This is a genomic window from Mycobacterium sp. C31M (assembly GCF_053345865.1).
Genome location: NZ_JBKFAX010000001.1, coordinates 337,431 through 362,769 on the forward strand (window position 1 = coordinate 337,431; position 25,339 = coordinate 362,769).

Here is a 25,339-nt window from a genome sequence, read left to right on the forward strand (position 1 = left end):
TACTGAGTTGAATACCTGTTCACCGTTCAGTCTTCGAGGAGCCCCACCGTGGCCGGCAGCACCCCGCTCTCACCGATGATCGGCCGCAATGCCGTGCCCTCGGTGGCCGGTGCGCCCATCCGCTCCCCCAAGACCGCCGAACTGGTGGCCGGCACCCTGCGCCGGATGGTCGTCGACGGCCAGCTCAAAGAGGGTGACTTCCTGCCCAACGAGGCCGAGCTGATGGCGCACTTCGGGGTCAGCCGGCCGACGCTGCGCGAGGCGGTCCGGGTGCTGGAGTCCGAGCGACTGGTCGAGGTGCGCCGCGGGTCGCGCACCGGTGCCCGGGTCCGCGTGCCCGGCCCGGAGATCGTGGCCCGCCCGGCCGGCCTGCTGCTGGAATTGTCCGGCGCGACCATCGCCGATGTGATGACTGCCCGCGCCGGGATCGAGCCGATGGCCGTGCGGCTGCTCACCGAGTCGGGCAGTACCGAGGCGTTCGACGAGCTCGACACGATGATCGCCGAGCATGTCCCCTCGGGCCGGGGGACCGGCCGGATGGCCGAGACCACCGGCGACTTCCATCAACGCGTCGTGGAGCTGTCCGGCAACGCGACGCTGACGATCATGGCCGGAATGCTGCATGAGATCACGGTGCGCCACACAGCCTTCGCCATGAAGGAGAACCGGCCGTTGTCCAAGTCGGACTACGACCTGCTGATGCGCTCCTACCGCCGGCTGATGACGCTGATGCGCTCGGGTGACGGCGAGGCCGCCGAGGCACACTGGCGCCGGCATCTGGACACCGCCCGCGAACTGCTGCTGAAGGGTATGGAGTCGGTCAAGGTGCGCGACGTGATGGGTTAGCGACCACGTCGTACACCGGGACCGTGTCATCCCAGGGCTGGCGGGTCACCATGTCGGCGACCTTGACGTAACCCCGCTCGAACTCGCCGGTGGCCGCGTCGACGAGGCGGTACTGCTGGGTCTGTCGGTGGATGGGCTGCGCGTCGAGCATGACGATGCGCACCTCACCCGGCTCGAAATGACAGCGCGACTGCAGCGCCGCGACCAACTGCTCGTTGCTCATGTGCCCGTCGCCGAAGTTCCAGCCGATCGCGGTGGACACGATGCGCTCGCCGTCGGTCAGCGTGTAGCCGTCCTCGTTGCACCCGGCCATCGCGCGGTGCGCGAGGGTGAACAGCGCGCGACCGTGGGTGTTGAAGGAGCGGAAGGCGTAGCCCATGTACATCGGGATCTGCGCGGCCTCCTTGCTGCCGTAGAACTTCTCCAGCTGGGCGGCGGGCATGCTAGCGATCGCGACGACACCCGCGGCGATCTTCGCGTCCGCCGACGGTTTGATGCACCACAGCGAGGTGTCCCAGTTACCCGCGTAGTAGCGCATGCCGGGCAGGAAGGACACCTTGCGCGGGAACAGGTTTCCCAGCACGACAGTGCCTGCGACGACGGCGAACAACAGCAGCGGCCACGGGCTGTTGAGATCAGCCAGACCGATCTGGGCCTGCCCGACGAACAGCGTCAACACGCTGAACATCATGAAGACGTTCCACTCCAGCGGCACACCCATCGGGATGGAGCTCAGGATACCGAAGTGGAACACCAGCATGATGAACGCGGCGATGGCACCGACCGTGCCGCCGTGGCTGAAGAACAACACCAGCGGCACCAATCCCTCGACGGCGGTGGAGAAGTGCCCGATGAAGCGGGACCGCCATCCGGGCCGCAGGTCCTCGGGGAAGTGCTCGAAGAACTTCCGTTTGATCGCGGGTGATCGGAAGATCGGGTTGTTGCTCATCATCGTGGAGATGACGAACGGGAAGTGCTTGTTCAGCTTTGAGGTCGCCGCGCCCAACCAGATGACCAGGCACACCAGTTTGGCGGCGATGACGATGTCGGCGCCGCTGAACAGAAAGCAGAACGCCAGCGAACCGTAGACCTCGCCGCGGGCCGCCAAGAAGATGACCTTGTCGCGCAGGCCGGCCAATGCCAACAGGGCCAGGATGGTCGCGGTCTGCCAGACCGGCAGGACGCCGACGTCGGTGCCCAGTTCGGGGATGGGGCCGGTGCCCTGGGAGAACAGGGCGATGACGAGCATCACCAGCAGCGCGCCGTAGAGCGCGACGTCAACCGGCCCGCGGGTGTCTCCCTTGGTCAGCGGGATCCGGTTGGGCCAGGGTGGCAGCCGAATCGTCTTGGGCCGCAACCAGTACAGGATGGAACCCATCGGCGGGAAGAACCGGTTGTTCAGTGGCCCGAACCCGCAGCCGAGGCCGACGACCTCGAACAGCATCGTGTAAAAGACGACCTTCTGATAGAGGATCGGCTCGGCGTACCAGGCGCCGACGTCGGTGAACCCGCCGAGGCCGTCGGTGGTGGCGAGCACCAGCACCCAGGCCACCACGATGTAGGCGAGGATCTTGAGGACGTAGAACAGGTGCAGCGCGACCGGGGTGCCGAAGCCGACCTCGGCCCAGTGCCGCGCCATCGGCCGGATCCGCTCGGCGCGGGTGCCCTTGCTCCACTCCTCGAAATCGATCACGGGAGTGTTCTGCTTGAGGAATCCCATCCGATCAGACTAGAACGTGTTCTAACTCCCCTTGCGCGAACAGACGCAAAACTGCCGGATTTACGTCGAAATCTGCAGTTTTGCGTCTGCTCGCCGAACTACGAGGTCTTGGCGGGCGGCCGGAAGAAGATGACCAGCTGGCCGATGCCGCCGGCCAGACCCAGACCGACCGCGATGGCCAGACCGCACCAGCCCGACAGCCAGGTGACATCGGGGAACAGCAGGTGATCCAGGCTGTAGCGGCCCGGGCCGGTGCCGGCGATGGCCACCGCGGCGACGGCTAGCACCAGGTTGTACTCCCAGCCCTCCTTGACGATGAAGAAACCGTTGTGCCGGTGCACCGTCCAGGCGGCCACCAGCATGAGCGCGACGAATCCGGCGGCCGGGACCGGGGTCAGCAGGCCGAGGGCCAGGCCCAGGCCGGCGGCGATCTCGGTGCTGGCCGCCACCCGGGCGTGGAACAGGCCGGGCTTCATGCCGATGCTGTCGAACCAGCCCGCGGTGCCGGGGATGCGCCCGCCACCGAAGAACTTGTTGTAGCCGTGAGCGGCCATGGTCAGGCCGAGGACGACCCGCAGGATGAGGAGCGCAATATCTTGAGAAGGATCAGCCACGTGACAGAACTTAGGCCATATGTCATGTCGCCGCCCACCCCCCGTCCACGCTGAGCACCGCACCATGGATATTGGCGGCGTCATCACCCGCCAGGAAGACGACGGCGGCGGCCACCTCTTCGGGGGTGCTCATGCGTCGGGACGGGATGCGGGCCAGCACGGGAGCGACGTGGTCGGCGGACTCGGCGGCGCGTTCGGTGGCGATCGGGCCGGGCGCGACGGCGTTGACGCGGACCCCGAAGGGGCCGTACTCGGCGGCCCAGGATTTGGTCAGCGAGTGCACCGCGGCCTTGGTGGAGTTGTACAGCGCCGATTTGTCACCGCCGATCAGTCCGGTGATGGACCCGATGTTCACGATGGCTCCGCGCCCCCGGTCGGCCATGCCCGGGGCCAGTGCCCCGGCCAGCAGGAAGGGCGCGATGACGTTGGCCTGATAGGACTCGAGCAGTGTCTCTTCGGAGATGTCGGCAGTGGGTTCCGGAGTGGACCAGATGCCGGCGTTGTTGACCAGGATGTCGACCGGGCCCGCCGCCGCGGCCATGGCGCGCACGGCACCCTCCCCGGCACCCAGGTCGGCCGCGATGAAGACGGCGCTGCCACCGGCGGTGGCGATATCCGCAACGACGGCTTCACCGCGTTCGGCGCTTCGACCGGTGACGATGACGTGCGCGCTCTCGGCGGCCAACGCATGGGCGATGGCGACACCGAGACCGCCGGTGGATCCGGTGACCAGTGCTGTGCGGCCTGCAAACCGCGTACTCTTTGGACTCATGAGTCCATATGTAGGCCGATAAAAATGGACCTGCAAGTCCAAAAATTGACCCGCAAGGGCGCGGCCACCCGACAGCGCATCGTCGAGGGCGCCGCCGCCGAGATCCGCGACCGCGGCATCGCGGCCACCACCCTCGATGACATCCGGGCCCGCACCACCACGTCCAAGAGCCAGCTGTTCCACTACTTCCCCGGCGGGAAGGAACAACTGTTGCTGGAGGTGGCCCGTCATGAGGCCGACCAGGTGCTGGCCGATCAGCAGCCCCATCTGGGCGCGCTCACCTCCTGGGCGGCCTGGCAGCGCTGGCGGGACGCGGTGATCGACCGGTATCGCCGACAGGGCCAGAGCTGCCCGCTGAGCACCTTGATGTCCGAGATCGGGCGCAGCACCCCGGGCGCGCAGGCCGTCACCGACACCTTGCTGCGCCGCTGGCATGGTGAGCTCACCGCCGGTGTGCGGGCTATGCAGGGCCAAGGCAAGGTCGATGCCCGTATTGATGCGGCACACGCGGCGGCCGCGCTGCTGGCCGGCGTCCAGGGTGGTGTCGGGATCCTGGTGGCGACCGGCGACATCGGGTATCTTCAGGCGGCATTGGACGTCGGCATCGCGAACCTGCGGGCCGGCTGATGGGCGAGATCATCCGGTCGACGCCCGAGATCGGTTATCTGACACCCGAATTGTTCGCCGATCTCGGCATCTCGCAGACGGTCACCGCCGGGGCCACCGTGTACGTCTCCGGGATCGCGCCGCTCACCGCCGAACTGGACGTGGTGAGTACAGACCTCGCCGAGCAGCTGGCCTTCGTGCTCGACGTGCTGGACCGTTCGCTGATCGCCGCCGGCACCGACCGGACCCGCTTGGTGGCCTGGACCATCTACGCGACCGATCTGCAGGCACTGTCGGGATGCCTGCCCCTGCTGCGTGATTGGGTCGGCGAACACCGGCCCACCAGCACCTGGATCGGCTGCGCGGGATTCATCCACCCCCAGCAACTTCTGGAGCTCACCGCCACCGCACACCTGTGATTTGTGGAGTTCCCGTAGGAAGGAGTCCGACAAAAACTCCTCAAATCGCGCGTGAGAATCGCCCGATGTACTCATCGATATCGCCGATCGCCGACTCGGCCGCGAACACACTGATGCTGACCGTGTCGCCCACGCCGGTCACACAATGTGTCAATCCCACCATCGGCGAGAGCCCGGGGAAGGCCGCGGCCATCCGGACCGGTGCACCGCCGAAGGAAAAGTCCGCCGCCCCGCAGTTCACGCTCGAGACCACCGCGTTGCCGGTCACCTCGGCCGGCCGGACCGACGGATCGAACTGGCCTATCCCCCAGCGCAACAACGGCGCCGGGGTGGCCGCGAACGCCCGTTCGGCGGCGAGCATCGCCGGGTGCGCGGCCCGTGCGCGCCGGTCGGCCAGATCCGCGGCGATCGCCTCCCGGCGCTGCGGCACCGCGAGTTCCGGGCGCAGGCCGATGCCGACGGTTCCGAAGTGGTTGTAGGCCCGCCGCGGGCCGGCCTTGGCCATGGTGACCTCAGCACCCAGCGTCGACGTGTCCTCACCGAGCGCGGTCAACTGCGCGGCCAACGCCGCGGAGATCGCCGCCAACGCGCTCACCGTCACCGTCGCACCGGCCAGTTGAGCCCGGTCCAGCACGATGGTCCGCATGGTGCGCGTCCCGGTCGGCTCGTCATTGGTCCGCAACGGCCGTCGCGGCGGCGTCGCGGCCGGCACTCGACCGGTCTCGGTGTCGTGCAGCAGGTTCCGGTGCGCGCGGGCGGCCTGCACACTGCGCCATGCCAGCAGCACCGGGTGGCCGTACATCGGGGTCACCGGCGCCACCTGCACGGCACCACCGAACATCATGGCGGCCGGGCCGCAGGTCCGACCACCGCCGCCGAGCGCATGGGTGATCTGCAACACCGCCACCGTCGCCGGTCCCACCACGCCGGGCACACCGTCGACACCGGGAAATACGTAGAGCCGCCAGGGAATCTCACGCGGATCGAGTTGATGGTCGACCAGCCCGGTCACAGCGGCAAGACAGTCGGCCCACGACAGCCCCGCATCGTGCACGGTGAACCCGGCAGCGTCGACCCGGAACGGCACCCACGCCGGGTACCGCCACCGGGACTCGTCGCCGATGCGCTGCGAAAGATCCGGGCTGGTGCGCGCATTGGTGATCAGTTGGGCGATGGCCGCATCGAGGTCGGCCGGTACCCCCTCGAAGGCATACAGCAGGAAGGTGTCATTGGGCATCTTGGCCGACATCCAGAACATCTGGGCGTCGGCCGCGGTCAGCCGGTTAGCGGGCACTTCCGATGAAGTCCAGGATGCGTGCCGCGGTGGCCTCCGGTCGGTCGAGCTGCAGAAAGTGTCCGCCACCGTCCACCACATGGGCCGCACTGCCGTCGGGCAGCACCCGGCGCACCCATTCGAGGTAATCCGATGACGCGCAGCCATCTGCGCTGCCGTGCAGGTAGAGCGTCGGCAACACCGGGGACTGCAACCACAGTTCGTGCAGGTCGGCGTAACGCTGCGGTGGTGCGCTGTTGCGGACCGTGGCCCGGTAGTAGCCCAGCGCGGCCGCCCAGTTCGCCGGGGTACCGATGGCGTCCAGCACCCGTCGCGCGTCGTCGGCACCGTCGTACCCCGGCGACCAGTCGCGCCACAGCTTCGGGACGATCCGCGCTGCGGATTGCTCCGGGAGCCAGGGCAATTGGAAGAACATGATGTACCAGCTGCGCAGCAACTGCCGCGGCAATCGGGCAGCCAACCGGCCGGCCTGCGGCACGCGGCCCAGCGGCTGGAACGCGGCAGGCAACGGCACCGACATGACGACCGCCTTGCTGAACGGATTATCCGGCAGCGCAGCGATACCGGCGCCGGCGATCGCGCCCCAGTCGTGACCGATGAACACATCGCGTCCGGTGGGCCCGGCGGCCTCCAGTACCCGCAGCGCGTCATCCATCAGAGCTCCGACGTGATAGCTGCCCGTGGCCGACAGCGATGACGGCGCGTAACCCCGCATGAACGGTGCCACCACCCGCCAGCCGGCGTCGGCCAGCCGCGGTGCCACCTCACGCCAGCCGTGCGCGGTATCGGGAAAACCGTGCAGACACACCGCGATCGGCGCGTCGACGTTGTCCCAGTCACCCCAGGTCAGGGTGCGCAGCGTGACATCGTCGGTGACGACCTCGATGGCCATCGGGTTACACCGGGTCGAAACCGGAGATCAACCAACGGTCGCCGTGGCGCTCCATCGTCACCCGCACGCTGGAGGCGGTGTCGGTCGGGGCGTCCGCGCCGACGACGACGGTCTGGTTGACGAACACCAGCACGACGGCGTTGGTCGGATCCGCCGATACCGACGCGGCGGCCGGAACGGTTGCCACCGCGGAGATCTGCTTCTCCTGGGCACCCGGGATGACGACGTTGGTGGTCAGGTCGGTGTAGGCCTCGGCGAACGAACCGGTCAGCAGGCCGCGCGCATCGGTGAGCTGTTGTTCGACGGTATCGGGCTTGTACGACAGCAGCGCTATGGTGCTGTCGCGGGCCACCTGCACGGTCTCGATGCGGGCGAGGTCCCCGTCACGCACCGAATTGTCCTCGTACTTCAGGTAACCGGCGACCAGGCCGAGAATGAGCGCCAGGCCCGGCAGGATGCCGTAGGCCAACACACGACCCCACTGGATGCCCTGCTTGACCGGGGCAGGATCCACCGTGGCCTCTTCCGGCGCTTCGGCCGGTTCGGTGCTCTCGACGGTGTCGTCGAGTGCGACCGCGGTCGATTCGACGTCGGTGGCTTCGGTTTCGGGCTTGTTCTCGGTCACGGCACGAACTCCACGTTGGCGACCTTCACCTGGTCGTCGCCGACATCCTGCACGGTGACACGCATGCGCCACAGTCGTGGTTGCTGTTCGGCGGCACCGGCATTGGAGGTCTGGACGGTCACCGCGACCAGCACCCTGGCCTCGGCATCGGTGTCGGATTCCAGGCCGGCCTCGGTGACCGAGCCGACCGATTTGGACTGGGCCTGCTTCACCACATCGATGAACGGTGCGGCGCGCTGCTGGAAATCGTCGTAGAACGTGCCGGTGGCCGAGTCCAGTATGCGTTGCACATCGGCCTCGGCATGCTCCCAGTCGATGGTGGTCAGGTTGATCGCCCCCTGGCGGCCGACCTGAAGGAACAACTCGCGTTTGGCGTCGAGCTGCTGGGACTCATAGGTCCGGAACCCCAGCCAGCCGACCAGACCCGCCAGCGCGACCACCACGACCAGCCCGAGAATGGTCGCCAACTGCAGGTGCGATCGCCCACCGTCGTCCGCGTCGGCCACACCGGTCGCCTCGTCAAAGTCCTCGACATCCTCGACTTCTTCGGCCGCGACATCAACCTCGGCGAGGGCGTCGTCGGTCGTCGGTGAGGTGTCTTCTGCGGACTCGCTTACCGCCCCGGTGGGGGTAGCAGCATCGTCTGCCATGTTTGCTCCTCGTTCGCGGTGCGGGCCAGATTCGACTGGGTGTATATCTGCCCGTCCGGTCCAACGTACGTGCCGCTTGCCGGGTCGTATTCAGCGGCCGCGAGCGGCGGCGGTTCCGCCGCCGGCGCGAGTGCTGTTTGCGCAGGCTGCTGGCCCGGGCGCAGCTGCGGGACGGCTTGGCCCGACAGTGTGGCGTTCGGGTCGCCCTTCCAGTTGGTGCCGTCGTTGAGCGGCACGTAGGTCTCATTGCTCTCGCACATCGCGGCGCTGGGGGCACGCTTGCCGGGCACCGTGACACACGGCAGGTTGCGGGCGCCGCGCACGTTGTTCGGCGAGTCCTGCGGGATACGGCAGTACAGGTCGCCGGCCGGGCGGTCCGGATAGTCCTCCAGTGCGGCGACCCGCTGCTGTTGCGCAGGGAGGAAGCCGGTGGTGCACGGTCCGGGCAGGTTCAGATTGAGGTTGAAGTTCAGGTAGGCGCCCTTGTAGTCCTGCTTGGTGTGCCGGTTCGCGGTACCGGTGGCCTGTGTGGTGGCGGTGCCCTGCGGCAGCAGCACCAGCAGCTGTTCGATTGCCGGCTGGTAAGCGATGGCCACCTCGTTCACGTTGACCAGATTGGCCAACACGATGGGCAGTGTGGGCTGCAGCCGGTCCAGCAGGGCCCGGACCTCATCGGCGGCGCCGGGGCCGCGCTCAAGGATTCCGCGTACTCCGCTGTCGTGCTCACGCAGTTCGGCCGTCACGGTCGCCAGGTTGGAGGCCCACGCCTGGATGGAGCCGGCCGTGTCGGTCTGGCTGTCCAGCACCGGTTTCGACTGATCGATCAGCGCGGTCAACGGATCGAGGTTGGCCCGGGCGTCGATGGCCAACGCCGTCGAACCCTTCACCAGACGGTTCAGATCCGGGCCCAGCCCGCCGACGGCCAGGTAGGCCTCGTCGACCGCAGTGCGCAGGTTATCGCCCGGGATGGCCTGCAGCCCGCGGTTGGTGGCGTCGAGCAGGGTGTTGACGTCCATCGGCACCGACGTGCGATCCAGCGGGATGACATCCCCGTCGCGCAATTCCGGGCCGTCGGCGGTGCGCGGCAGCAGCTCGACGAACAGCTCACCGACCGCGGTCTGGCTGTGCACGGCCGCATCCAGATCGGCCGGAATCGGCACGCTGGAGGTCAGCGACAACGTCGCCTCGACGGTGCCCCGCTCGGTCAGTCCGACCTGCTCGACGCGGCCCACCTGAGATCCGCGGTAGGTGACATTGCTGCGCTCGTAGAGCCCACCGGTCTCGGGCAGCTCCAGGGTGACGCGGTAATGCCCGGCGCCGAACAACAGATTGGGCAGCCGCATGTAACTGAAGGCCATGATGCCGATGGCGATGATCGAGATGGCGATGAAAACGGCCATCTGCAGCAGGATTCTCTTGGTCAGTACCATGTCAGCGCCCCTGATCCCAGCGGTACGGCGCGACAAGCGGATTCACCGCGGTGTACGGACTGGGCAGCTGGCCTATGGTGCGGCCCCACTGCATCTCCAGCTCGGTGAGGTCGCCCTCCCACCGGGTACCGGTGAACAGCCCCTGATCCATTCGGCTGAGCGTCAGGTCGACGACCAGGGTGAGGTTGGCGTAGTCGCCACGCATCCAGTTGGTGATGGTTTCCTTCGGGAACGGGTAGGTGGTCAGGAAGCTCAGCCCGCGGGTGAGCGCCGGGCCCGCGTTGGCCAGCGATTCCAGGGTCGGTCCAAGGGCTTTCAGCTCGGCGACCAGAGCTTCGCGGGTCTGGTTGGTCGAGTCGGCGGCCAGCGCGCTGAACCGGCCCAGTTGCACCAGCGCCTCGGCCAGGGTGTCGCGCTGGTCCTTGAGCACCTCGAGGGCCTCCGGCAGCGTCTGCAATGCCTTGTCCACCACCGGCTTCTGCTCGGCGACCTGGCCGACCAGAGAGTTCAGACTCTCGGCCGCGGCGATGATGTCGTCCTTCTGGTCGTTGTTGTAGGCGATGAACTTGTCGAGCTGCTCGATCAAGCTGCGCAGATCGGCTTCCCGGCCGGTGAACGCCTGACTGAATGCCGCGGTGATGTCCTGGACGTTGCCCAGCCCGCCGCCGTTGAGCAGCAACGAGATCGCCGCCAACGTCTGCTCGGTGGTCGGGTAGGCACCACTGTTCTCCAGCGGGATCACCGATCCGGCCTGGAGCCGGCCCTGCGGCTCGGTCGGTGCCGCGAGCTCGATGTGCTGGGAACCCAGCAGGCTGGTCTGGCCCAGGGTCGCCGTCGCATTGGCCGGCAGCACCACATCCCCGTTGAGGCTCATGGTGACCAGTGCGTGCCAACCCTGCCGTTCGATGCCGGTGACATTGCCGACGGTCACATCGCCCACCCGCACCCGCGAGTTCGGGGACAGGTGGTCGATATCGGGCATCTGCGCCTGGACGGTGTACGCACCCGGACCACGGCCCTCCACGCCCGGCAGGGCAACGGAGTTCAGGCCCTTCCAAGAGCAGCCGGTGGCGGCGGCCGCGACGATCAGCACCGCGCCGACGATGCGTACGCGCATCATGATCCGGCTCCCGGCACCATCATTCCGGGCAACCCGGCGGCCGGGTTGGTGGGTGCGGCCATCTCCGCAGCCAGCGGCGGGCGGGGTAGCGGCGGGGCCGGGGTTGCCGGGGGTGCAGCGGGCGGCGGCGGACCGGCGGGCGGGATGTAGTCCGGACGCAGCCAATCCTCGCTCCAGGTCAGCTCATTCGGCCGGGCCGAGGCGGTGACGCCCAAGTTCTGCCCGATCGGCAGGAAGTTGTACTGCCGGTTCTTGACGATCGGTGCGAGGTACTGCACGCACAGCTTCGAGGACTGCTCGGCATTGAGGCGGGAGGCTGCCTGCACCGCACCGCACAGGAAGCTGATCGGGTTGGCGAAGTTGTTGATCACCGGGACGCTGGACACCGCGCCCTGGGCCGGTTGGTAGATGTTGATGTAGTTCTGGAAGCTGGTCGGCGCCACGTGCAGGAACTGCTTGACGTCGGCGAGGCTCTCGTTGAGCGCCGTGGTCACCCCGGCGAGCTTGTCCGATGTGGTGCCCAGGGTTTCGCGGTTGTCGGCCACGAAGTTCTGCACCAGGCCGACGGTGTCGGACAGATCCTGGATGGCCGTGCCGACCTCGTCGGGGTTGTCGGCCAATGTGCCGGTGACCGAGGCCAGGTTCTGGTTGAGCGCGCGCATCACATCGGTGCTGTCCTGCAGCGCCGACACCAGGATGGACAGATTCTTCACGGTGGCGAACACATCGGTGCTGTGATCACCCACCGCCGAGATCGCCTGGGACAGTTTGACCAAGGTGGCGCGGATATCCGCGCCCTGGCCGCGCAGGTTGTCCGCGGCGGTGTTGATGAACGCGCCGAGCTCGCTGACGCCGCCGGGCTCGGTGGGCTGCAGCGTCTCGGTGATGCGGTGCAACTGTTCGCGGATGTCGTCGTATTCGACCGGTACCACGGTGCGGTCCTGCGCGATGACGGCGTTGTCCTGCAGAACCGGCCCCTCCGAGTAGGTGGGGGTCAGCTGAATTGCCCGCGAGGTCACCAGCATCGGCGACAGGATCGCCGCGTTGACGTTCTCGGGCACCTTGTGGCTGCCGTCGTACCAGAACGAGATCTTGACCCGTTGGGGCTCGGGCTCGATCTTGTCGATCCGGCCCACCGGCACACCGAGGATGACGACATCGTCGCCGACGAAGATGCCGTTGCTGCTGTCGAAGTACGCGACGACATTGACCCGGTTCAGGGTGTCGGTGGTGCGTACCACCAGGTAGACACCGGTGGCCAAGATCGCCACGAGGACCAGGGCCAGCGTCGCGCGTCCGGCCGTGTACTTGGAAGGTGCGCTCACTGGCCCACTCCCGGTTGTGCGCCGCCGCCGTGCATCACGGGCTCACCCGGTGCGGGAACCAGCACCGGACCCGGCGGGGTCGGGGTCGAGGCGATGCCCGGCGGGGCGATCGCCGGCGGACCGGGCGGTGGTCCACCCGGGGGCGGCGCGGGCAGCGGCTCGCGGTACGGGTAGCAGCCCGTCGGTCCGGGCAACGGGATTCCCGGTGGGCCGCAACCCAGATCGCCTGGATTGCCGGTGATGGCGTCGGGCAGGTGCAGGCGCGGTTCGCCACCCTGACCGGTGCGCGGGTACGGGATCGGCATCGCCGGGGTGCCGGGCTGACCGACCTGCGGATCGGTGCGCTCCGAGGGCAGCAGGACATTCGGGTCCAGGCCCAGATCGGAGAATGCGGCGTCGATGAACGGCTGGACGAACTGGCCGGGCAGCAGGTTGGCCACATAGGACTTGAAGAACGGTCCGCCCGAGACGGATTCGCCGAGCGACATGGCGTAGTCACCGATCAGCTTCAGCGAGCGCTGCAGCCGTTCCTTGCGGTTGTCCAGGATGGTGAGCACCCCGTTGAGCTTCTCGATCGCCGGCTTCATGGTCTCGTCGTTCTCGGCGATGAAACCCTGCAGCTGCCGACTCAGGGCCGAGATGTTGCCCGAGATGGCGTCCAGCGCAGCGGTTTGTGTCTGCAGCTCGGCCAACAGCGCGTTGCTGCTGCGCACCAACGTGACGATCTGATCGCTGCGTTCGGCCAGCACGGTGGTGGCCTTGTTGGCATTGCCGAGCAGGCCGCGGAGTTCGGCGTCGCGTTCGTTGAGTGTCTCGGAGAACCGGGACACGCCCTCGATCGCGACCCGCAGTTCCGGCGGGGTGTCGGCGAACGTCTCGGAGAGCACCCGCAGCGAGTCGGAGAGCTGATCGGTGTTCAGCCCGCTGATGGTCGACGCCAGATCGCCGAGGGCATCGGGCAATTGGTACGCCGGGGTGGTGCGATCCATCGGGATGGTGACGTCCTGCCAGCCATCCCCACGCGGGGTGACCTCCAGATATTTGGTGCCGAGCAGGCTCTTGGTCTTGACGGCGGCCTCGCTGCGGTCGCCGATGCGCACGCCACCGTCGACCTGGAACTTCACCAGCACCTGCTGGCCCTGCAGCTCCACCCCCGAGACGTGTCCCACCCGCATACCGGAGACCTGCACCGCCGCGCCGTCGCGGATACCGCCGGCCTCGGCGAAGAAGGCGGAATACTCCTTGCCGCGGTTCAGGAACGGCAGCTTGTCGTAGTTCAGGGCACCCAGGATGATGGCGGCGACGATGGTCAGACCGACGGCGCCGATGACCAACTGATTGCGTTCAGCGAAGGACTTCATCGCGGGGTGCACCTCCCGCTGTTCTGCCCGGCCGCCTTCACATACACCGGCTGACCGCCCTTACCGTTGAGCTTCAGCACGATGTCGCACAGGTAGAAGCTGAAGAAGTCGCCGTAGATGCCCTGCCTGGCCAAGGCCTGATAGGCATCCGGCAACGTGTTGACCAGATTGTCGAAGTAGTCCGCATCGGCGACGACAATGCCTGCGGCACGGTCGGTTTCGGTGATGGTCTTGGCCAGCGGCGGCCGGGCCTCGGACAGCAGATCGGCGATACTGCCGGCCGCGGCGTTGACGTAGGCGACCCCGTCGGCGATATCGGTGCGGCGTTCGGCCAGCCCGTCGACCAGTTGGCTCAGCCCGTCGATGCCCTTGGCGAACTGCTCGTTCTGATCGCCGAGAGAACCCAGCACGGTGTTGAGGTTGACGATGACCTCTCCGATCAGCTGGTCGCGGTCGGCCAACGTGTTGGTCAGCGCAGCGGTCTGGTTGAGGAACGAGCCGATGGTGGCGCCCTGACCCTGCAGCGCACTGATCAGGGTGCCCGACAAACTGTTGATCTGGTCGGGCTCGAGGGCCTTGAACAGCGGCCGGAAGCCACCGATCAGCGCGTCCAGGTCGAGTGCGGGTGCGGTGCGGGCCAACGGGATCGTCGATCCCGGCTGCAGCCGGCCGGTGTCCCCGGCGCCCTCCTCCAGGCCCAGATACCGGCCGCCGATCAGGTCGTCGTAGCGGATGACCGCCCGGCTGCCCTGGGTCAGCACCACCGACGAGTCGGCGGTGAAGTTCACCAGCACGGTGCCGTCGTCGCGGATGTGCATTTCGCCGACCTTGCCGACCTCGACACCCGCGATCCGGACGAAGTCGCCGGGTTCCATACCGCTGGCATTGGTGAACTCGGCCTTGTAGGCCTGCTCGGTCTCACCGAACCGCAGCTGCGAGAAGATCGCGAACAGCCCGAAGACACCCAGCAGACACACTGCCAGGAAGATGGTGAGCCGCCAGATGGCGCCTCCCAAGTTGTCTTTCATGGCTTGCTTTCTCTCGTAGCGGTCAGGATGGCGGGCCGGGTGCCGCCGGCACCGGTAGCGGCCGCGGCGGCAGCGGGGTGGGCTGCACACCCGGGTTGGTCACGATGAACGGTTCCGACCCCGGGGGCGGCGGCCCCGGTTCGCGCGGGGCGCCCGGCGGCGGGGCCGGCGGTAGACCCGGCCACAGCGGGGTGCCGTCGGGTGCGTACAACTGCGCGCCGTAGGCCGGGGCTCCCGGGTACGGGATCGGTCCGATGGCCGGGCCGCCGAAGGTGTTCCGGATGCTCGGCGGTTCGGGCACCGCGCGGGTGACCGGCAGCCAGTTGCCGTAGATCGGGAAGGAGATGCCCGGGTTGGGCCGCCAGTCGATACCGCTGCCGAAGCCGGTGTTGGTGACCAGCTGGCGCACCGGCCAGTTCTCGTCGACGTTGGGCAGCGATCCGCAACCGGGCTTACCGCCCGGGCCGCCCTTGGCACCGACGATCGGCAGGTGCCGCGGGTAGGCGTACGGGTCGTCGCCGAGCATCAGCGCGGTATCCAGGATGAAGGACTTGCCGTTGCCACCGGTGGCGTCGTAACCGCCATGGTCGAGAAGGTATTTCGCGCCGGTCAACAGGCAGGTGTAGGACGGGCTGTACTTGAGCAGCAGATCGGTCGTCGGCTGCAGCGTGTTGACGGCCTTGATCAGGTTGGCCTGGTTGGGTGCGAGCAGTTCGATGCCGGTATTGGAAAGGCCGGTGGTGGCCAGCAGCAGCGCATCGAGCTGGCGGGCGTTGTCGCTGATGGTAACCGCGGTGGTGCTCGCCGCATCCAGGGTGGCCAGGATGTCTTGGGCGGCACCGCTGTACGCCTCGGTCGCGCCCCGCAGTGCCTGCCAGTCCTCGCGGATGGTGTCGGTGCGCGCGTTGAGGGCGAGCAGCACCTGGTTCGCGTCGGTGGTGGCGCGGCCGATGACCTCACCGCGACCGCGGACACCTTCGGCGAGTGCGGCCAGCGTGCTGTTCAACTTCGCGGTGTCCACCTGGTCGAGTACGCCGACCAGGTTCTCGAAGACGGTGTTGACCTCGACGGTGACGTTCTGGGACTCCAGCACCTGTCCGGAGCGCAGCCGTTCGGCGCTCGGGTTGTCCGGGTAGACCAGGTCGACGAACTTGGCGCCGAAGATCGTGGTGGACCGGATCCGGGCCTCGACATTGGCCGGGATGAACCGGATCTGGTCGGGGTCGATGTCCAGGCGCAGCTTCACCGGCGCGGCACTCTCGGTGTCCCCGCCGCTGATCGCCACGACCTTGCCCACCTGTACACCGCGCAGTTTCACCTTGGCGTTGGTCTCCATGACCAGACCGGACCGGTCCGAGGTCAGCGTGACCGGCACGTAGGTGCGCAGGCTGCCGGTGAACAGCGAGTAGGACAACCAGATCGAGCCGATGACGAACAGCACCAGCAGCAGTGTCCACCAGCCCGGTGCGATCCCTTTTTTGCGAGTCGTGGTTGCCATGTCACCCGGCCAGGTTGAAGTTGCCGGATTGTCCATACACCGCAAGCGAAATCAGCACGACGACAAACGCCGAGATCACCAGCGAGGTGCGCACCGCTCGACCGACCGCCTCACCCACGCCGGCCGGTCCCCCGCTGGCGGTGAACCCGTAATAGGTGTGCACCAGCATGATCACCACCGCCATGGCGATCGACTGGACGAACGACCAGATGAGATCGATCGGGTTGAGGAAGGTGTCGAAGTAGTGGTCGTAGACGCCACTGGATTGGCCGTAGATGACCGTCGTGCCGATCTTGGCCGCCCAGAACGACATCAGCACACCGACGCAGTACAGCGGGATCACCACGATGACGCCGGCGATCACCCGACTGGACGCCAGATAGGCGATGCTGCGGATACCGATGACCTCGAGCGCGTCGATCTCCTCGTTGATCCGCATCGCGCCGAGTTGGGCGGTGGCGCCGGCACCGATGGTCGCCGACAACGCGATCGCGGTGGTGGCGGGTGCGATGAGGCGGACGTTGAAGAAGGCCGAGGCGAAACCGGTCAGGGCCTCGACACCGATCTCGGAGAACTGGTTGTAGCCCTGTACCGCCACGAGTGCGCCGGTACTGACGGTCAGGAAGCCGACGATGGCGACGGTGCCGCCGATGATCGCCAAAGCGCCGGTGCCCAGGCCCATCTGCGCGATCAGCCGGATGAGCTCCTTGGGGTACCGGATGAATACATCGCCGATCGATACCAGGGTGCGGCCGAAGAACTGGGTCTGCTCACCGACCTGGTTCCAGCCGTCGACAACTCCGCCGACGCTGCGCCGGACCCGTCCACCCATCGTGCTCGTCACATCGTCGCCTTCACGCCCACGGCGGTGGCCACCACGTTGATGGCGAACAGCGCCATGAAGGTGAACACCACGGTCTCGTTCACGGCGTTGCCGACACCCGCCGGGCCGCCACCCACCGAAATGCCCTTGTAGCAGGCGATCAGGCCGGCCGTCAGACCGAACAGGGCGGCCTTGACCAGTGCGATCAGCACATCCGACGGGCCGGTGATCAAGGTCAGGCCCGCCACGAACGCACCCGGTGACACGTGCTGGACGTAGACGCAGAACAGGTAGGCGCCGGTGAGGCCGACCAGAACCACCGTCGCCGACAGCGCCAGCGACACCGTCGTCGCGGCCAGCACCCGTGGAATGACCAACGCCTGAATCGGATTCACTCCCATGACCCGCAGCGCGTCGAGCTCCTCACGGATGGTGCGCGCACCGAGGTCGGCGCACATCGCAGTGGCGCCGGCGCCGGCGATCACCAAAACCGTGACGATCGGCCCGATCTGAGTGACGGTGCCCAGCGCTGCGCCGGTACCGGAGAAGTCGGCCGCACCGAACTCGGTGAGCAGGATGTTGAAGGTGAAGGTCAGCAGGACGGTGTACGGGACGGTGAGCATCAGCGTCGGTAGCAACGAAACCCGTGCCACAAACCAGGACTGGAGGATGTACTCGCGCCACGCGAACGGCGGACGGAACATCAGGGTGAAGACGTCGAGCGTCATCGAGAAGAACCCACCGAAGGACCGCACGGGTTTGGCGACGATGTTCGGGATGGCGTCTTGCGCAGCCATCAGCGGGCCGATCCCGCGCTGCGCAATCTCCGCATTGCCATGCAATCCCTTCGACGTTGCCCGCTGCCGGCGGAGCCGGCATATCCCGCTCCGCCGGCGTAGCCGGCGTATCCCGCTGCGTGAGGACACGATATGGCCACAGGCCCCGCTTTGGATGCGGAAGAACGTACATAAGGAATTTCACAGCCACAACAGCTGTCACCCCTTGCCCGCAGCGCTGTCATGCGGTAACACCGCCGGAAGCTTTGCCGGTGACACCCAGCGCGCGCAGCGTGAAGCCCTCGACGCGGGCCCGTGACACCGGAATCTGTGCCGGATCGAAGATCCTGGCCGAGGTCAGCTCCCGGCTGACCAGCGCCGCAATTGCGATGGCGTCCGATTCCGGGTCGGCCAACGGAAACGAGCCGTCTGCTCGGCCGGCCACCAGGATGTCGACCAGCGACGATTCCCGCCGTGATCGAGATAGCTCGCGCGCCTCCCGGTAGCCCTTTGCCGAGCGCATCTCGTCACAATCGACCACTTCGAGGTAGCGGTGCAGGCTGGTATCGCTGGCCAGGGTGAACATCTGGTCCAGCCAGGCCCGCAGCCGCCCGGTCGGGTCGGGGGTGTGGGTGCCGGCGATATCGTCGAGCTTCGCTGCCAGCCGCTCGGTGACCTCGTGCAGCATCGCCAGGAACAGGTCGTCCTTGGACTGGTAGTGCCGGTAGAAGGCACGGCTGGAAACCCCGGCCCGGGTCAGGATCGCCGAGACCGGAACCGGCGCGTCATGCGGTTCGGCCAGGCACGCGAACGTTGCTTCGACAATACTGTCGCGCTCGGCGGCTCCAGGATCGTCGGTCGGCACGGTTCGCAGTCTAGAGACCGGGTTCGGCGCCCAACCGACCGGTCAGTAACGTGAGTCACAGGCCCCCGCCGGGAAGTCGAGAGGATGCCCGTGAGCACTGCAAACAGCACATCGCAGACCGTGACGTTCCGTGGTGTCGACGATCTGTCGCTGGTCGCCGACGAATGGAATGCCGACAACGTGACCGACGGATCGGGCCCCACGATCCTGCTGTTGCACGGCGGCGGCCAGAACCGGCACTCCTGGAAGAACACCGGGCAGATCCTGGCCGACCGCGGCAAGCACGTCATCGCCCTGGACAGCCGCGGGCACGGCGACAGTGATTACTCCCCCACCGCCAACTACTCCGTCGAGACGCTCAGCGCCGATACCCAGCAGGTACTCCTTCAGATCGGCAGGCCGGTGGTCCTCATCGGCGCCAGCATGGGCGGGCTGACCGGCATTCTTGCCGCGCATGAGGCCGGCGCCGAGGTGGTCACCAAGCTGGTACTCGTCGATGTCGTGCCGCGATTCGAGAAGGACGGCAGCGCGCGTATCCGCGATTTCATGTTCAATCACGTGCACGGCTTCGATTCTCTGGAGCAGGCCGCCGAGGCGGTCGCCGCGTATCTGCCGCATCGACCGAAACCACGTAGCGTCGACGGCCTGAAGAAGAACCTGCGACTGCGCGACGGTCGCTGGTACTGGCACTGGGATCCGGCGTTCCTGACCAAACCGGGTGATGATCCGTTCGCCCGGGTCGACATGTTGGAGTCGGCCGCCGAGAATCTGTCCGTGCCGATCCTGCTGATCCGCGGAAAGCTGTCCGATGTGGTGTCCGCCGAAGGGGTTCAGGATTTCCTGCAGAAGGTGCCCTCGGCCGAGTTCGTCGAGTTGACCGACGCCGGGCACACCGCCGCCGGTGACGACAACGACGCGTTCACCGAGGTCGTCGTGGCATTCGTCGACAAGGAAGAATGAGCACCATGGGCTGCTCGGGCTTCAATTTCCTGGAACAACCGGCACTGCCGGCTCCGCAGATGACCGAGGCGCAGGCCACCGAACTGCTGGCCACCCACTACGCGCTGCGCAAGGCAGTGAGATCGCTTGGCAGTCAGCAGGACTGCAACTTCACCGTCATCGAGGAAGGTGTGCCGGTGGCGGTGCTCAAGATCGCCAATCCGGCGTTCACCGAGCCCGAACTGACCGCCCAGGATGCGGCCGTCGAGCTGCTCGCCCGCGCCGAACCCGCACTGCGGGTGGCGGTCCCGCTGGACACCACCGACGGGCAGAAGTTCGCGGTCGCGGCGGTGGACTCGGGAGCCGGCCAGATCCGGCTGCTGCCTTTCCTGGCCGGCGGCACACTCAACGAGCGTGGACATCTGGCCCCGCCGGCGGTCGCCGCGCTGGGTGACATCGCGGGACGGGTGAGCCGGGCGCTCGCCGACTTCAGCCATCCCGGACTGGACCGGATCCTGCAGTGGGACCTGCGGTTCGGTGACCGTGTCGTCGACGAACTGATCGGCCACGCACCACGTCAGAACGACGAGATCCACGCGGCCGCCCGCGCCGCGTGGCAGCGCATCTCGGCAGTGGCCGACGAGTTGCCACAACAGGCGGTGCATCTGGACCTCACCGATGCCAACGTCATCGTGGGACCGTCGGGTCTACCGGACGGGGTCATCGATTTCGGCGATCTGTCGCGGACCTGGGCGGTATCCGAGATTGCGATCACGTTGTCCTCGGTGCTCGGCCACGCGGGCAATGACGCGACGTCGATCCTGCCGGGGGTCAAGGCTTTCCACGCGGTCCGGCCACTGCAGCCGGCCGAGGCGACGGCGCTGTGGCCGCTGCTGGTGCTGCGTACCGCGGTGTTGATCGTCAGCGGCGCCCAGCAGGGTGCCCTGGACCCGGACAACAGGTATGTCACCGAGCAGACCGAGGACGAGTGGCGGATGTTCGCCGCGGCAACGGCAGTCCCGATGGACGTGATGACCGCGTTGATCCTGGCCGAACTCGGCCTGACCGAGCCGTTACGCGAGCCCGAGGTCGACAACCGGCTGATCGCCGGGCTCGATCCGGACACCGTGCTGACGCTGGACCTGTCCGACACCCTCACCGATGCCGACGAGCTGGCTGCGGCAAGCGATGCCGCGCTGGTCATCACCAGGTACGGGAGGCCGCAGCTGGGCCGGGCCCCGCTGCTGTCGGCGGACAGTCCGCAGGTCGTGGCCACCGGTGTCGGGTTGTGGCCGGCGTCGACGACGCGGGTGCTCGCGCCGTGGGACGGTGAGGTCGTCGACCGCACCGACGACCGGATCACGCTGCGGGGGCTGGATTTCGAGCTGACATTGACCGGGGTCGAGTCGAGTACCGCACCGGGTCATGTGCACGCCGGTGAGCATCTCGGGGTGATCGGCGCGCGCCGGTGGACGCAGCTGGCGGTGCGTCCGGCGGGCGCACCGGTGGCTCCGCCGTTCACGACAGCCGAGCTGGCCCCGGGCTGGCTGGCGTTGTCCTGTGATCCGCGAACGGTGTTGGGGCTGGAGATCGAGGACGAGGCTCCGCAGCGGGATCTGCTGGCTCGGCGCGACGAGAGTTTCGCCTCGGTGCAGGAGCGTTACTACCGCAATCCGCCGCAGATCGAACGCGGCCACCGGCACTACCTGATGTCCACCGCGGGCCGGGTGTACCTGGACATGGTCAACAACGTCACGGTGCTGGGTCACGCCCATCCGCGGGTTGCCGACGCGGCGTCGCGGCAACTGCGCCGACTCAACACCAACTCGCGGTTCAACTATGCGGCGGTGGTGGAATTCAGCGAGCGGATCGCGGCCACCCTGCCCGAACCGTTGGACACCGTGTTCCTGGTGAATTCCGGTTCGGAGGCCAGCGATCTGGCGATCCGGTTGGCCACCGCGGTCACCGGCCGACGCGATGTGATCGCGGTGCGCGAGGCCTATCACGGCTGGACGTACGCCACCGACGCGGTGTCGACGTCGACCGCGGACAACCCGAATGCGTTGGCCACCCGGCCGGACTGGGTACACACCGTCGAGTCGCCGAACAGCTTCCGGGGCAAGTACCGGGCCGCCGAGGCCGGGCGGTATGCGACCGATGCCGTCGCGCAGATCGAGGCGATGACCGCGTCTGGCCGGCCGCCGGCCGCCTTCATCTGTGAACCGGTGTACGGCAATGCCGGCGGGATGGCGCTGCCCGACGGGTATCTGGACCAGGTGTACGGCGCCGTGCGCGCCGCCGGCGGGGTGGCCATCGCCGATGAGGTGCAGGTCGGTTACGGCCGTCTGGGCCACTGGTTCTGGGGTTTTCCGCAGCAGCAGGTGGTGCCCGATATCGTGTCGGTGGCCAAGGCCACCGGCAACGGGTATCCGCTGGGGGCGGTCATCACCACCCGCGCCATCGCCGAGGGTTTCCGTTCGCAGGGCTACTTCTTCTCGTCGACCGGCGGCAGTCCGCTGTCGTGTGCGATCGGGCTCACCGTGCTCGACGTGCTGCGAGACGAGGGTTTGCAGGACAACGCATTACACGTCGGCGGGCATCTCAAGTCACGGCTGGAGGCGTTATCCCAGAAGCATCCGATCATCGGGACCGTGCACGGGATGGGCCTGTATCTGGGGGTGGAGATGATCCGCGACCCGGACACGCTGGAACCGGCCACCGAGGAAACCATGGCGATCTGTGAGCGGATGCTGGAGTTGGGTGTGGTGATCCAGCCGACCGGAGATCACCAGAACATCCTGAAGACCAAGCCGCCGTTGTGCATCGACATCGACGGTGCGGACTTCTACGTCGACATGCTGGACCGGGTGCTGACCGAGGGGTTCTGACGCGCGAGCGACCGTGTCAGTACGTCGACACGCCGTATCCAGTGACGGTTTGCGGTCGCTCGCCACTCAGCTCAGCCCTTCTCGGCCTCTTCGAGCCGCTGGTGCAGCCGGGCCCGGATGTCCTCGGGTGTGTAGGACGTGCGGATGCGTTGATCACGCGCGACCAGCACACCGCCGGCCACCACCCCGGCGACACCGGCCAGCCCGACCCACTTCCAGATGCTTCGCATGCAGCGATTGTGCCTAAGCTGCCCGGGTGGACGCACACACGGTGGATCTGACCCGCGCGCTGGCCGAAACCCGTACCGGGGACATCTGGCTGTTCCGGGGCGGCTCCGGGCCGGACCGGGCGATCCAGACACTGACCAACGCGCCGGTCAACCATGTCGGGATGACGGTGGCGATCGACGATCTGCCGCCGCTGATCTGGCATGCCGAACTCGGCCAGAAACTGCTCGACCTGTGGACGGGGACCCATCACCGCGGTGTGCAGCTCAACGATGCCCGCGAAGTCGTCGAGCGGTGGGTGCACGAGTACGGGCAGCGCTGCTGGTTACGGCAACTGACCCCGCCGGCCGACCGTGCGCAGGAGGACAAGATGCTCAAAGTGGTGGCCCGGATGAACGGCACCGCCTTTCCGTCCACAGCGCGGCTGACCGGACGCTGGCTGCGCGGCCGGCTGCCGATCGTCAGCGATTTCACCCGCGGGCTGCCGATCGTTCACCGCAAGGTGCGCGAGTCCGCCGAACGGGACAAGGTGCGTCGCCGCTCGGCCGGGCTGGAGACGGCCTACTGCGCCGAGACGGTGGCCATCACCTACGAGGAGATGGGGCTCATGGCCACCGAGAAGCGCGAGAACTATTTCGACCCCGGCAAGTTCTGGAGCGGCGACACCCTGACGCTGGCGCCGGGGTATGCGCTGGGCGACGAGATCGCAGTCGCAGTCGAGTAGGGCGTTACTCACCCCAAATTACCGCGATGGGCGCATGCTGAAACAGTGCAGGTCCCCGCACTCCCCACGACGTTGCACGGTCAGCTCGCGCTGCTGACCTACGATCAGCGCCACCATCGCTTCGACGGGGAACGGCATTATCGCTACGGCTTGGCGCTGCGCGCGGCGATGCTGACCGACCTGTTCATCAGCGGGCATCTGCAGGACCGCGACGACCGGCCACACCCTGTTGAGGTGGGCCGTGTCGAGGATGCCGTGCTGCAGGCCGCCCTCGACGATGTCCGCCGGCACGGCTACGCCGACTGGCCCAGCGCCGTCGTGCACCATTCACACGAGTGGGCGCCGGAAATCGTGCACGACCAGTTGTCAGAGATTGGCTGGCTCCAGGTCGAACTGTATCGAAAACTTCGACTGCTCCCTGATTTTCGAGTGCGGCCTGCCGATCTGGAAGCTGTCGCCGCTCTGAGCGAACGCACCCGCGACGCGTTGCGGTGCGCGATCGACAATCGGGCCACCGACACCCGCCTGCTGGTAGTCGGGCTGCTCGGTACGCTCGGACAGCTGCCGACGGTGTTTCCGCATCGAGAGGCCAAACGCGGGCACACCGCGCTGTACGAATTGACCTACTTCGCCCCGCCGCCAATTGCTGCCCTGCTCACCATCATCGGGCGGGCACGCAGCGATCGAGATACCGCAGAGCACAACGGCGGCGGCTGACACATCAGGCAGGAGTCAATATCGGCGGCGTCCAGCTGCCGTCGAGGATCTCCGGACGCGGCCGGTACAGCCGGATCAGGTAGTTCCACCCCTCGGGGGTGACGATGGCATTCGGTGGGAGTTCGCCGTCGGTCGGAGCCACGAATCGCACCGTCACCGAACCGTCATCGTCGCGGTCCCAGTCCCAGGTACCACGCCAGTGTCCGGTTCGGGCGTTCGCGCATCGGACAGTTCGTCGCCCGGCACATCGCCCGCCGCACCGACCCGTATCTGTTCCGGCTTACCGGCGGCCGGATCAACATGGGCCCATCATCAATGCCCCGCTCGTCACCACCGGCGCGAAGTCAGGCAAGCGGCGCCAGGTGCAGTTGACGTACCTTCACGACGGTGCCGACATCATCCTGATGGCCTCGAACTATGGCGGTGCCAAGCACCCGCAGTGGTGTCACAACCTGAAGGCCAACCCGGACTGTGAGTTCGGCATGGAACCGTTCACCGCCGCCCAAGTCACCGATCCCGACGATTGCGAACGGCTGTTCAGCCTGGCTGAAAGGGTGTACGCCGGCTACGACGATTACCGGGACAAGACCGCCCCGGCCGGTCGGCAGAACCCGATCTTCCGGCTGACGCCGCGCTGAGAGTCGTTGCACCGCGCGCAATGTCAGGCTGACAGCCTCGACAGCCCTCATATATCGATGACGAGGCTGTCAGCAGTACATTGCGATCCGCCCGCCACAGATCCGTAGCCGCCCCGTCGCGTCCTGGTCAATCACCGTCGGATGCTTCTGCCTGTCGGAGCGCTTCGATTAGTGCCCGGGTGTCGGGGAGAATGATTTCTTCGACAACCTTTCCCCAAACGACCCGCCCGAAATAGACACCCCGGTACACCACGCGGCCATGTTGCTCGGTGTGGTACCGCGTTGCGACCCGCGTCGACCAGGGTCCGCCCTCGACGAGCGTTTCGTCCACAACGAAGCGAAGATTCGGTAGCTGTCGAAGCAATTGATCGCGTAGCCACTCGCGGACCGCACCAGCACCTCGAATGTCCGCCGCCAGCGGATGATCACCCAAAAAGACGAAATGGATGTCGTCAGCGAGCGGTGTCTCGTCGAACCGCTGCTCGGACAGCCGCTGCCACCCGGCGACAGCCTGCCTACGCACCAACCAGCGATAGATCAC

General features: G+C 67.1%; 25 protein-coding genes and 2 pseudogenes. 8 read left to right on the forward strand and 19 right to left on the reverse strand.

The annotated features are described in order from the left end of the window. Window positions 1–48 precede the first annotated feature (48 nt). On the forward strand, window positions 49–846 hold the full coding sequence (locus tag ACLBYA_RS01565; RefSeq protein WP_447707588.1) for a FadR/GntR family transcriptional regulator: 798 nt from the start codon (window positions 49–51) through the stop codon (window positions 844–846). On the opposite strand, the gene ACLBYA_RS01570 is transcribed toward ACLBYA_RS01565, so the two are convergent. The 3 genes from ACLBYA_RS01570 to ACLBYA_RS01580 all read right to left on the reverse strand — a co-directional run bounded on the left by ACLBYA_RS01570 (window position 821) and on the right by ACLBYA_RS01580 (window position 3,952). Beyond that, window positions 821–2,566, reverse strand: a complete 1,746-nt coding sequence (locus tag ACLBYA_RS01570) for a DUF3556 domain-containing protein (protein ID WP_447707589.1) — start codon at window positions 2,564–2,566, stop codon at window positions 821–823. The genes ACLBYA_RS01565 and ACLBYA_RS01570 overlap by 26 nt on opposite strands. A gap of 98 nt (window positions 2,567–2,664) precedes the next feature. Then, complete coding sequence (locus ACLBYA_RS01575) at window positions 2,665–3,180, reverse strand: DoxX family protein (protein ID WP_447707590.1); 516 nt, start codon at window positions 3,178–3,180, stop codon at window positions 2,665–2,667. 22 nt (window positions 3,181–3,202) lie between these two features. After that, complete coding sequence (locus ACLBYA_RS01580; RefSeq protein WP_447707591.1) at window positions 3,203–3,952, reverse strand: SDR family NAD(P)-dependent oxidoreductase; 750 nt, start codon at window positions 3,950–3,952, stop codon at window positions 3,203–3,205. 24 nt (window positions 3,953–3,976) lie between these two features. Here ACLBYA_RS01580 and ACLBYA_RS01585 point away from each other — a divergent pair, with 24 nt between their 5' ends. Both ACLBYA_RS01585 and ACLBYA_RS01590 read left to right on the forward strand, forming a co-directional pair. Beyond that, entirely contained in the window at window positions 3,977–4,579 is a 603-nt protein-coding gene (locus ACLBYA_RS01585) for a TetR/AcrR family transcriptional regulator (protein ID WP_447707592.1), read from the forward strand. After that, complete coding sequence (locus ACLBYA_RS01590; protein ID WP_447707593.1) at window positions 4,579–4,977, forward strand: RidA family protein; 399 nt, start codon at window positions 4,579–4,581, stop codon at window positions 4,975–4,977. Before ACLBYA_RS01585 ends, ACLBYA_RS01590 begins: the two co-directional genes overlap by 1 nt. 40 nt (window positions 4,978–5,017) lie before the next feature. Here the strand turns inward: ACLBYA_RS01590 and ACLBYA_RS01595 are convergent, their stop codons facing one another. The 13 genes from ACLBYA_RS01595 to ACLBYA_RS01655 all read right to left on the reverse strand — a co-directional run bounded on the left by ACLBYA_RS01595 (window position 5,018) and on the right by ACLBYA_RS01655 (window position 18,664). Further along, the gene (locus tag ACLBYA_RS01595; protein WP_447707594.1) at window positions 5,018–6,271 is read right to left on the reverse strand and encodes a WS/DGAT domain-containing protein; all 1,254 of its coding nucleotides are present in this window, start codon (window positions 6,269–6,271) and stop codon (window positions 5,018–5,020) included. Beyond that, window positions 6,261–7,163: an alpha/beta fold hydrolase gene (locus ACLBYA_RS01600; RefSeq protein ID WP_447707595.1), complete on the reverse strand. Its 903-nt coding sequence runs from the start codon at window positions 7,161–7,163 to the stop codon at window positions 6,261–6,263. Before ACLBYA_RS01600 ends, ACLBYA_RS01595 begins: the two co-directional genes overlap by 11 nt. A gap of 4 nt (window positions 7,164–7,167) precedes the next feature. Continuing rightward, on the reverse strand, window positions 7,168–7,788 hold the full coding sequence (locus ACLBYA_RS01605) for a hypothetical protein (RefSeq protein ID WP_447707596.1): 621 nt from the start codon (window positions 7,786–7,788) through the stop codon (window positions 7,168–7,170). Then, a complete protein-coding gene (locus tag ACLBYA_RS01610; protein ID WP_447707597.1) occupies window positions 7,785–8,438 on the reverse strand; it encodes an Mce protein in 654 nt (217 codons plus the stop codon). Before ACLBYA_RS01610 ends, ACLBYA_RS01605 begins: the two co-directional genes overlap by 4 nt. Further along, window positions 8,402–9,868 (reverse strand): MCE family protein, encoded by a 1,467-nt coding sequence (locus ACLBYA_RS01615; protein WP_447707598.1) that lies wholly within the window; start codon window positions 9,866–9,868, stop codon window positions 8,402–8,404. Before ACLBYA_RS01615 ends, ACLBYA_RS01610 begins: the two co-directional genes overlap by 37 nt. A 1-nt stretch (window position 9,869) precedes the next feature. Next, the gene (locus ACLBYA_RS01620; RefSeq protein WP_447707776.1) at window positions 9,870–10,985 is read right to left on the reverse strand and encodes an MCE family protein; all 1,116 of its coding nucleotides are present in this window, start codon (window positions 10,983–10,985) and stop codon (window positions 9,870–9,872) included. Continuing rightward, entirely contained in the window at window positions 10,985–12,313 is a 1,329-nt protein-coding gene (locus tag ACLBYA_RS01625) for an MCE family protein (RefSeq protein ID WP_447707599.1), read from the reverse strand. The genes ACLBYA_RS01620 and ACLBYA_RS01625 overlap by 1 nt, the downstream gene beginning before the upstream one ends. Further along, window positions 12,310–13,674, reverse strand: a complete 1,365-nt coding sequence (locus ACLBYA_RS01630; RefSeq protein WP_447707600.1) for an MCE family protein — start codon at window positions 13,672–13,674, stop codon at window positions 12,310–12,312. The genes ACLBYA_RS01625 and ACLBYA_RS01630 overlap by 4 nt, the downstream gene beginning before the upstream one ends. Further along, window positions 13,671–14,702, reverse strand: a complete 1,032-nt coding sequence (locus tag ACLBYA_RS01635; protein WP_447707601.1) for a virulence factor Mce family protein — start codon at window positions 14,700–14,702, stop codon at window positions 13,671–13,673. Before ACLBYA_RS01635 ends, ACLBYA_RS01630 begins: the two co-directional genes overlap by 4 nt. Before the next feature lie 22 nt (window positions 14,703–14,724). After that, a complete protein-coding gene (locus ACLBYA_RS01640; protein ID WP_447707602.1) occupies window positions 14,725–16,200 on the reverse strand; it encodes an MCE family protein in 1,476 nt (491 codons plus the stop codon). A gap of 1 nt (window position 16,201) precedes the next feature. Then, complete coding sequence (locus ACLBYA_RS01645) at window positions 16,202–17,032, reverse strand: MlaE family ABC transporter permease (protein ID WP_447707777.1); 831 nt, start codon at window positions 17,030–17,032, stop codon at window positions 16,202–16,204. A gap of 8 nt (window positions 17,033–17,040) precedes the next feature. Next, window positions 17,041–17,820, reverse strand: a complete 780-nt coding sequence (locus ACLBYA_RS01650) for an MlaE family ABC transporter permease (protein ID WP_447707603.1) — start codon at window positions 17,818–17,820, stop codon at window positions 17,041–17,043. 220 nt (window positions 17,821–18,040) lie between these two features. After that, window positions 18,041–18,664 carry a TetR/AcrR family transcriptional regulator gene (locus tag ACLBYA_RS01655; RefSeq protein ID WP_447707604.1) on the reverse strand — a complete coding sequence of 208 codons (624 nt, stop codon included), beginning with the start codon at window positions 18,662–18,664 and terminating at the stop codon, window positions 18,041–18,043. Window positions 18,665–18,754: 90 nt separating this feature from the next. Between ACLBYA_RS01655 and ACLBYA_RS01660 the strand changes: the two genes are divergently transcribed. Next, window positions 18,755–19,624 carry an alpha/beta fold hydrolase gene (locus tag ACLBYA_RS01660; RefSeq protein WP_447707605.1) on the forward strand — a complete coding sequence of 290 codons (870 nt, stop codon included), beginning with the start codon at window positions 18,755–18,757 and terminating at the stop codon, window positions 19,622–19,624. Beyond that, on the forward strand, window positions 19,621–22,491 hold the full coding sequence (locus ACLBYA_RS01665) for an aminotransferase (protein WP_447707606.1): 2,871 nt from the start codon (window positions 19,621–19,623) through the stop codon (window positions 22,489–22,491). The genes ACLBYA_RS01660 and ACLBYA_RS01665 overlap by 4 nt, the downstream gene beginning before the upstream one ends. 71 nt (window positions 22,492–22,562) lie before the next feature. Here the strand turns inward: ACLBYA_RS01665 and ACLBYA_RS01670 are convergent, their stop codons facing one another. Then, window positions 22,563–22,721 (reverse strand): hypothetical protein, encoded by a 159-nt coding sequence (locus ACLBYA_RS01670; protein ID WP_447707607.1) that lies wholly within the window; start codon window positions 22,719–22,721, stop codon window positions 22,563–22,565. A gap of 26 nt (window positions 22,722–22,747) precedes the next feature. On the opposite strand from ACLBYA_RS01670, the gene ACLBYA_RS01675 reads away from it, so the two are divergent. Next, on the forward strand, window positions 22,748–23,443 hold the full coding sequence (locus tag ACLBYA_RS01675; protein ID WP_447707608.1) for a guanylate cyclase: 696 nt from the start codon (window positions 22,748–22,750) through the stop codon (window positions 23,441–23,443). Between the two features lie 45 nt (window positions 23,444–23,488). Further along, entirely contained in the window at window positions 23,489–24,160 is a 672-nt protein-coding gene (locus tag ACLBYA_RS01680; RefSeq protein WP_447707609.1) for a GOLPH3/VPS74 family protein, read from the forward strand. Between the two features lie 4 nt (window positions 24,161–24,164). Here ACLBYA_RS01680 and ACLBYA_RS01685 read toward each other — a convergent pair. Then, window positions 24,165–24,335: pseudogene (locus ACLBYA_RS01685) on the reverse strand (carboxylesterase); the annotation flags it as partial. On the opposite strand from ACLBYA_RS01685, the pseudogene ACLBYA_RS01690 reads away from it, so the two are divergent. Beyond that, window positions 24,305–24,798, forward strand: a pseudogene (locus ACLBYA_RS01690) (nitroreductase/quinone reductase family protein). The pseudogenes ACLBYA_RS01685 and ACLBYA_RS01690 sit on opposite strands and share 31 nt — an antisense overlap. Before the next feature lie 127 nt (window positions 24,799–24,925). On the opposite strand, the gene ACLBYA_RS01695 reads toward ACLBYA_RS01690, so the two are convergent. Next, window positions 24,926–25,339, reverse strand: a complete 414-nt coding sequence (locus ACLBYA_RS01695) for a nuclear transport factor 2 family protein (RefSeq protein ID WP_447707610.1) — start codon at window positions 25,337–25,339, stop codon at window positions 24,926–24,928.

Coding starts and splice junctions, on each gene's coding strand:
- ACLBYA_RS01570 (WP_447707589.1), bottom strand. CDS start 2,566: ATGGGATTCCTCAAGCAGAACACTCCCGTGATCGATTTCGAGGAGTGG.
- ACLBYA_RS01580 (WP_447707591.1), bottom strand. CDS start 3,952: ATGAGTCCAAAGAGTACGCGGTTTGCAGGCCGCACAGCACTGGTCACC.
- ACLBYA_RS01585 (WP_447707592.1), top strand. CDS start 3,977: ATGGACCTGCAAGTCCAAAAATTGACCCGCAAGGGCGCGGCCACCCGA.
- ACLBYA_RS01590 (WP_447707593.1), top strand. CDS start 4,579: ATGGGCGAGATCATCCGGTCGACGCCCGAGATCGGTTATCTGACACCC.
- ACLBYA_RS01600 (WP_447707595.1), bottom strand. CDS start 7,163: ATGGCCATCGAGGTCGTCACCGACGATGTCACGCTGCGCACCCTGACC.
- ACLBYA_RS01610 (WP_447707597.1), bottom strand. CDS start 8,438: ATGGCAGACGATGCTGCTACCCCCACCGGGGCGGTAAGCGAGTCCGCA.
- ACLBYA_RS01615 (WP_447707598.1), bottom strand. CDS start 9,868: ATGGTACTGACCAAGAGAATCCTGCTGCAGATGGCCGTTTTCATCGCC.
- ACLBYA_RS01620 (WP_447707776.1), bottom strand. CDS start 10,985: ATGCGCGTACGCATCGTCGGCGCGGTGCTGATCGTCGCGGCCGCCGCC.
- ACLBYA_RS01630 (WP_447707600.1), bottom strand. CDS start 13,674: ATGAAGTCCTTCGCTGAACGCAATCAGTTGGTCATCGGCGCCGTCGGT.
- ACLBYA_RS01635 (WP_447707601.1), bottom strand. CDS start 14,702: ATGAAAGACAACTTGGGAGGCGCCATCTGGCGGCTCACCATCTTCCTG.
- ACLBYA_RS01640 (WP_447707602.1), bottom strand. CDS start 16,200: ATGGCAACCACGACTCGCAAAAAAGGGATCGCACCGGGCTGGTGGACA.
- ACLBYA_RS01645 (WP_447707777.1), bottom strand. CDS start 17,032: ATGGGTGGACGGGTCCGGCGCAGCGTCGGCGGAGTTGTCGACGGCTGG.
- ACLBYA_RS01650 (WP_447707603.1), bottom strand. CDS start 17,820: ATGGCTGCGCAAGACGCCATCCCGAACATCGTCGCCAAACCCGTGCGG.
- ACLBYA_RS01665 (WP_447707606.1), top strand. CDS start 19,621: ATGAGCACCATGGGCTGCTCGGGCTTCAATTTCCTGGAACAACCGGCA.
- ACLBYA_RS01670 (WP_447707607.1), bottom strand. CDS start 22,721: ATGCGAAGCATCTGGAAGTGGGTCGGGCTGGCCGGTGTCGCCGGGGTG.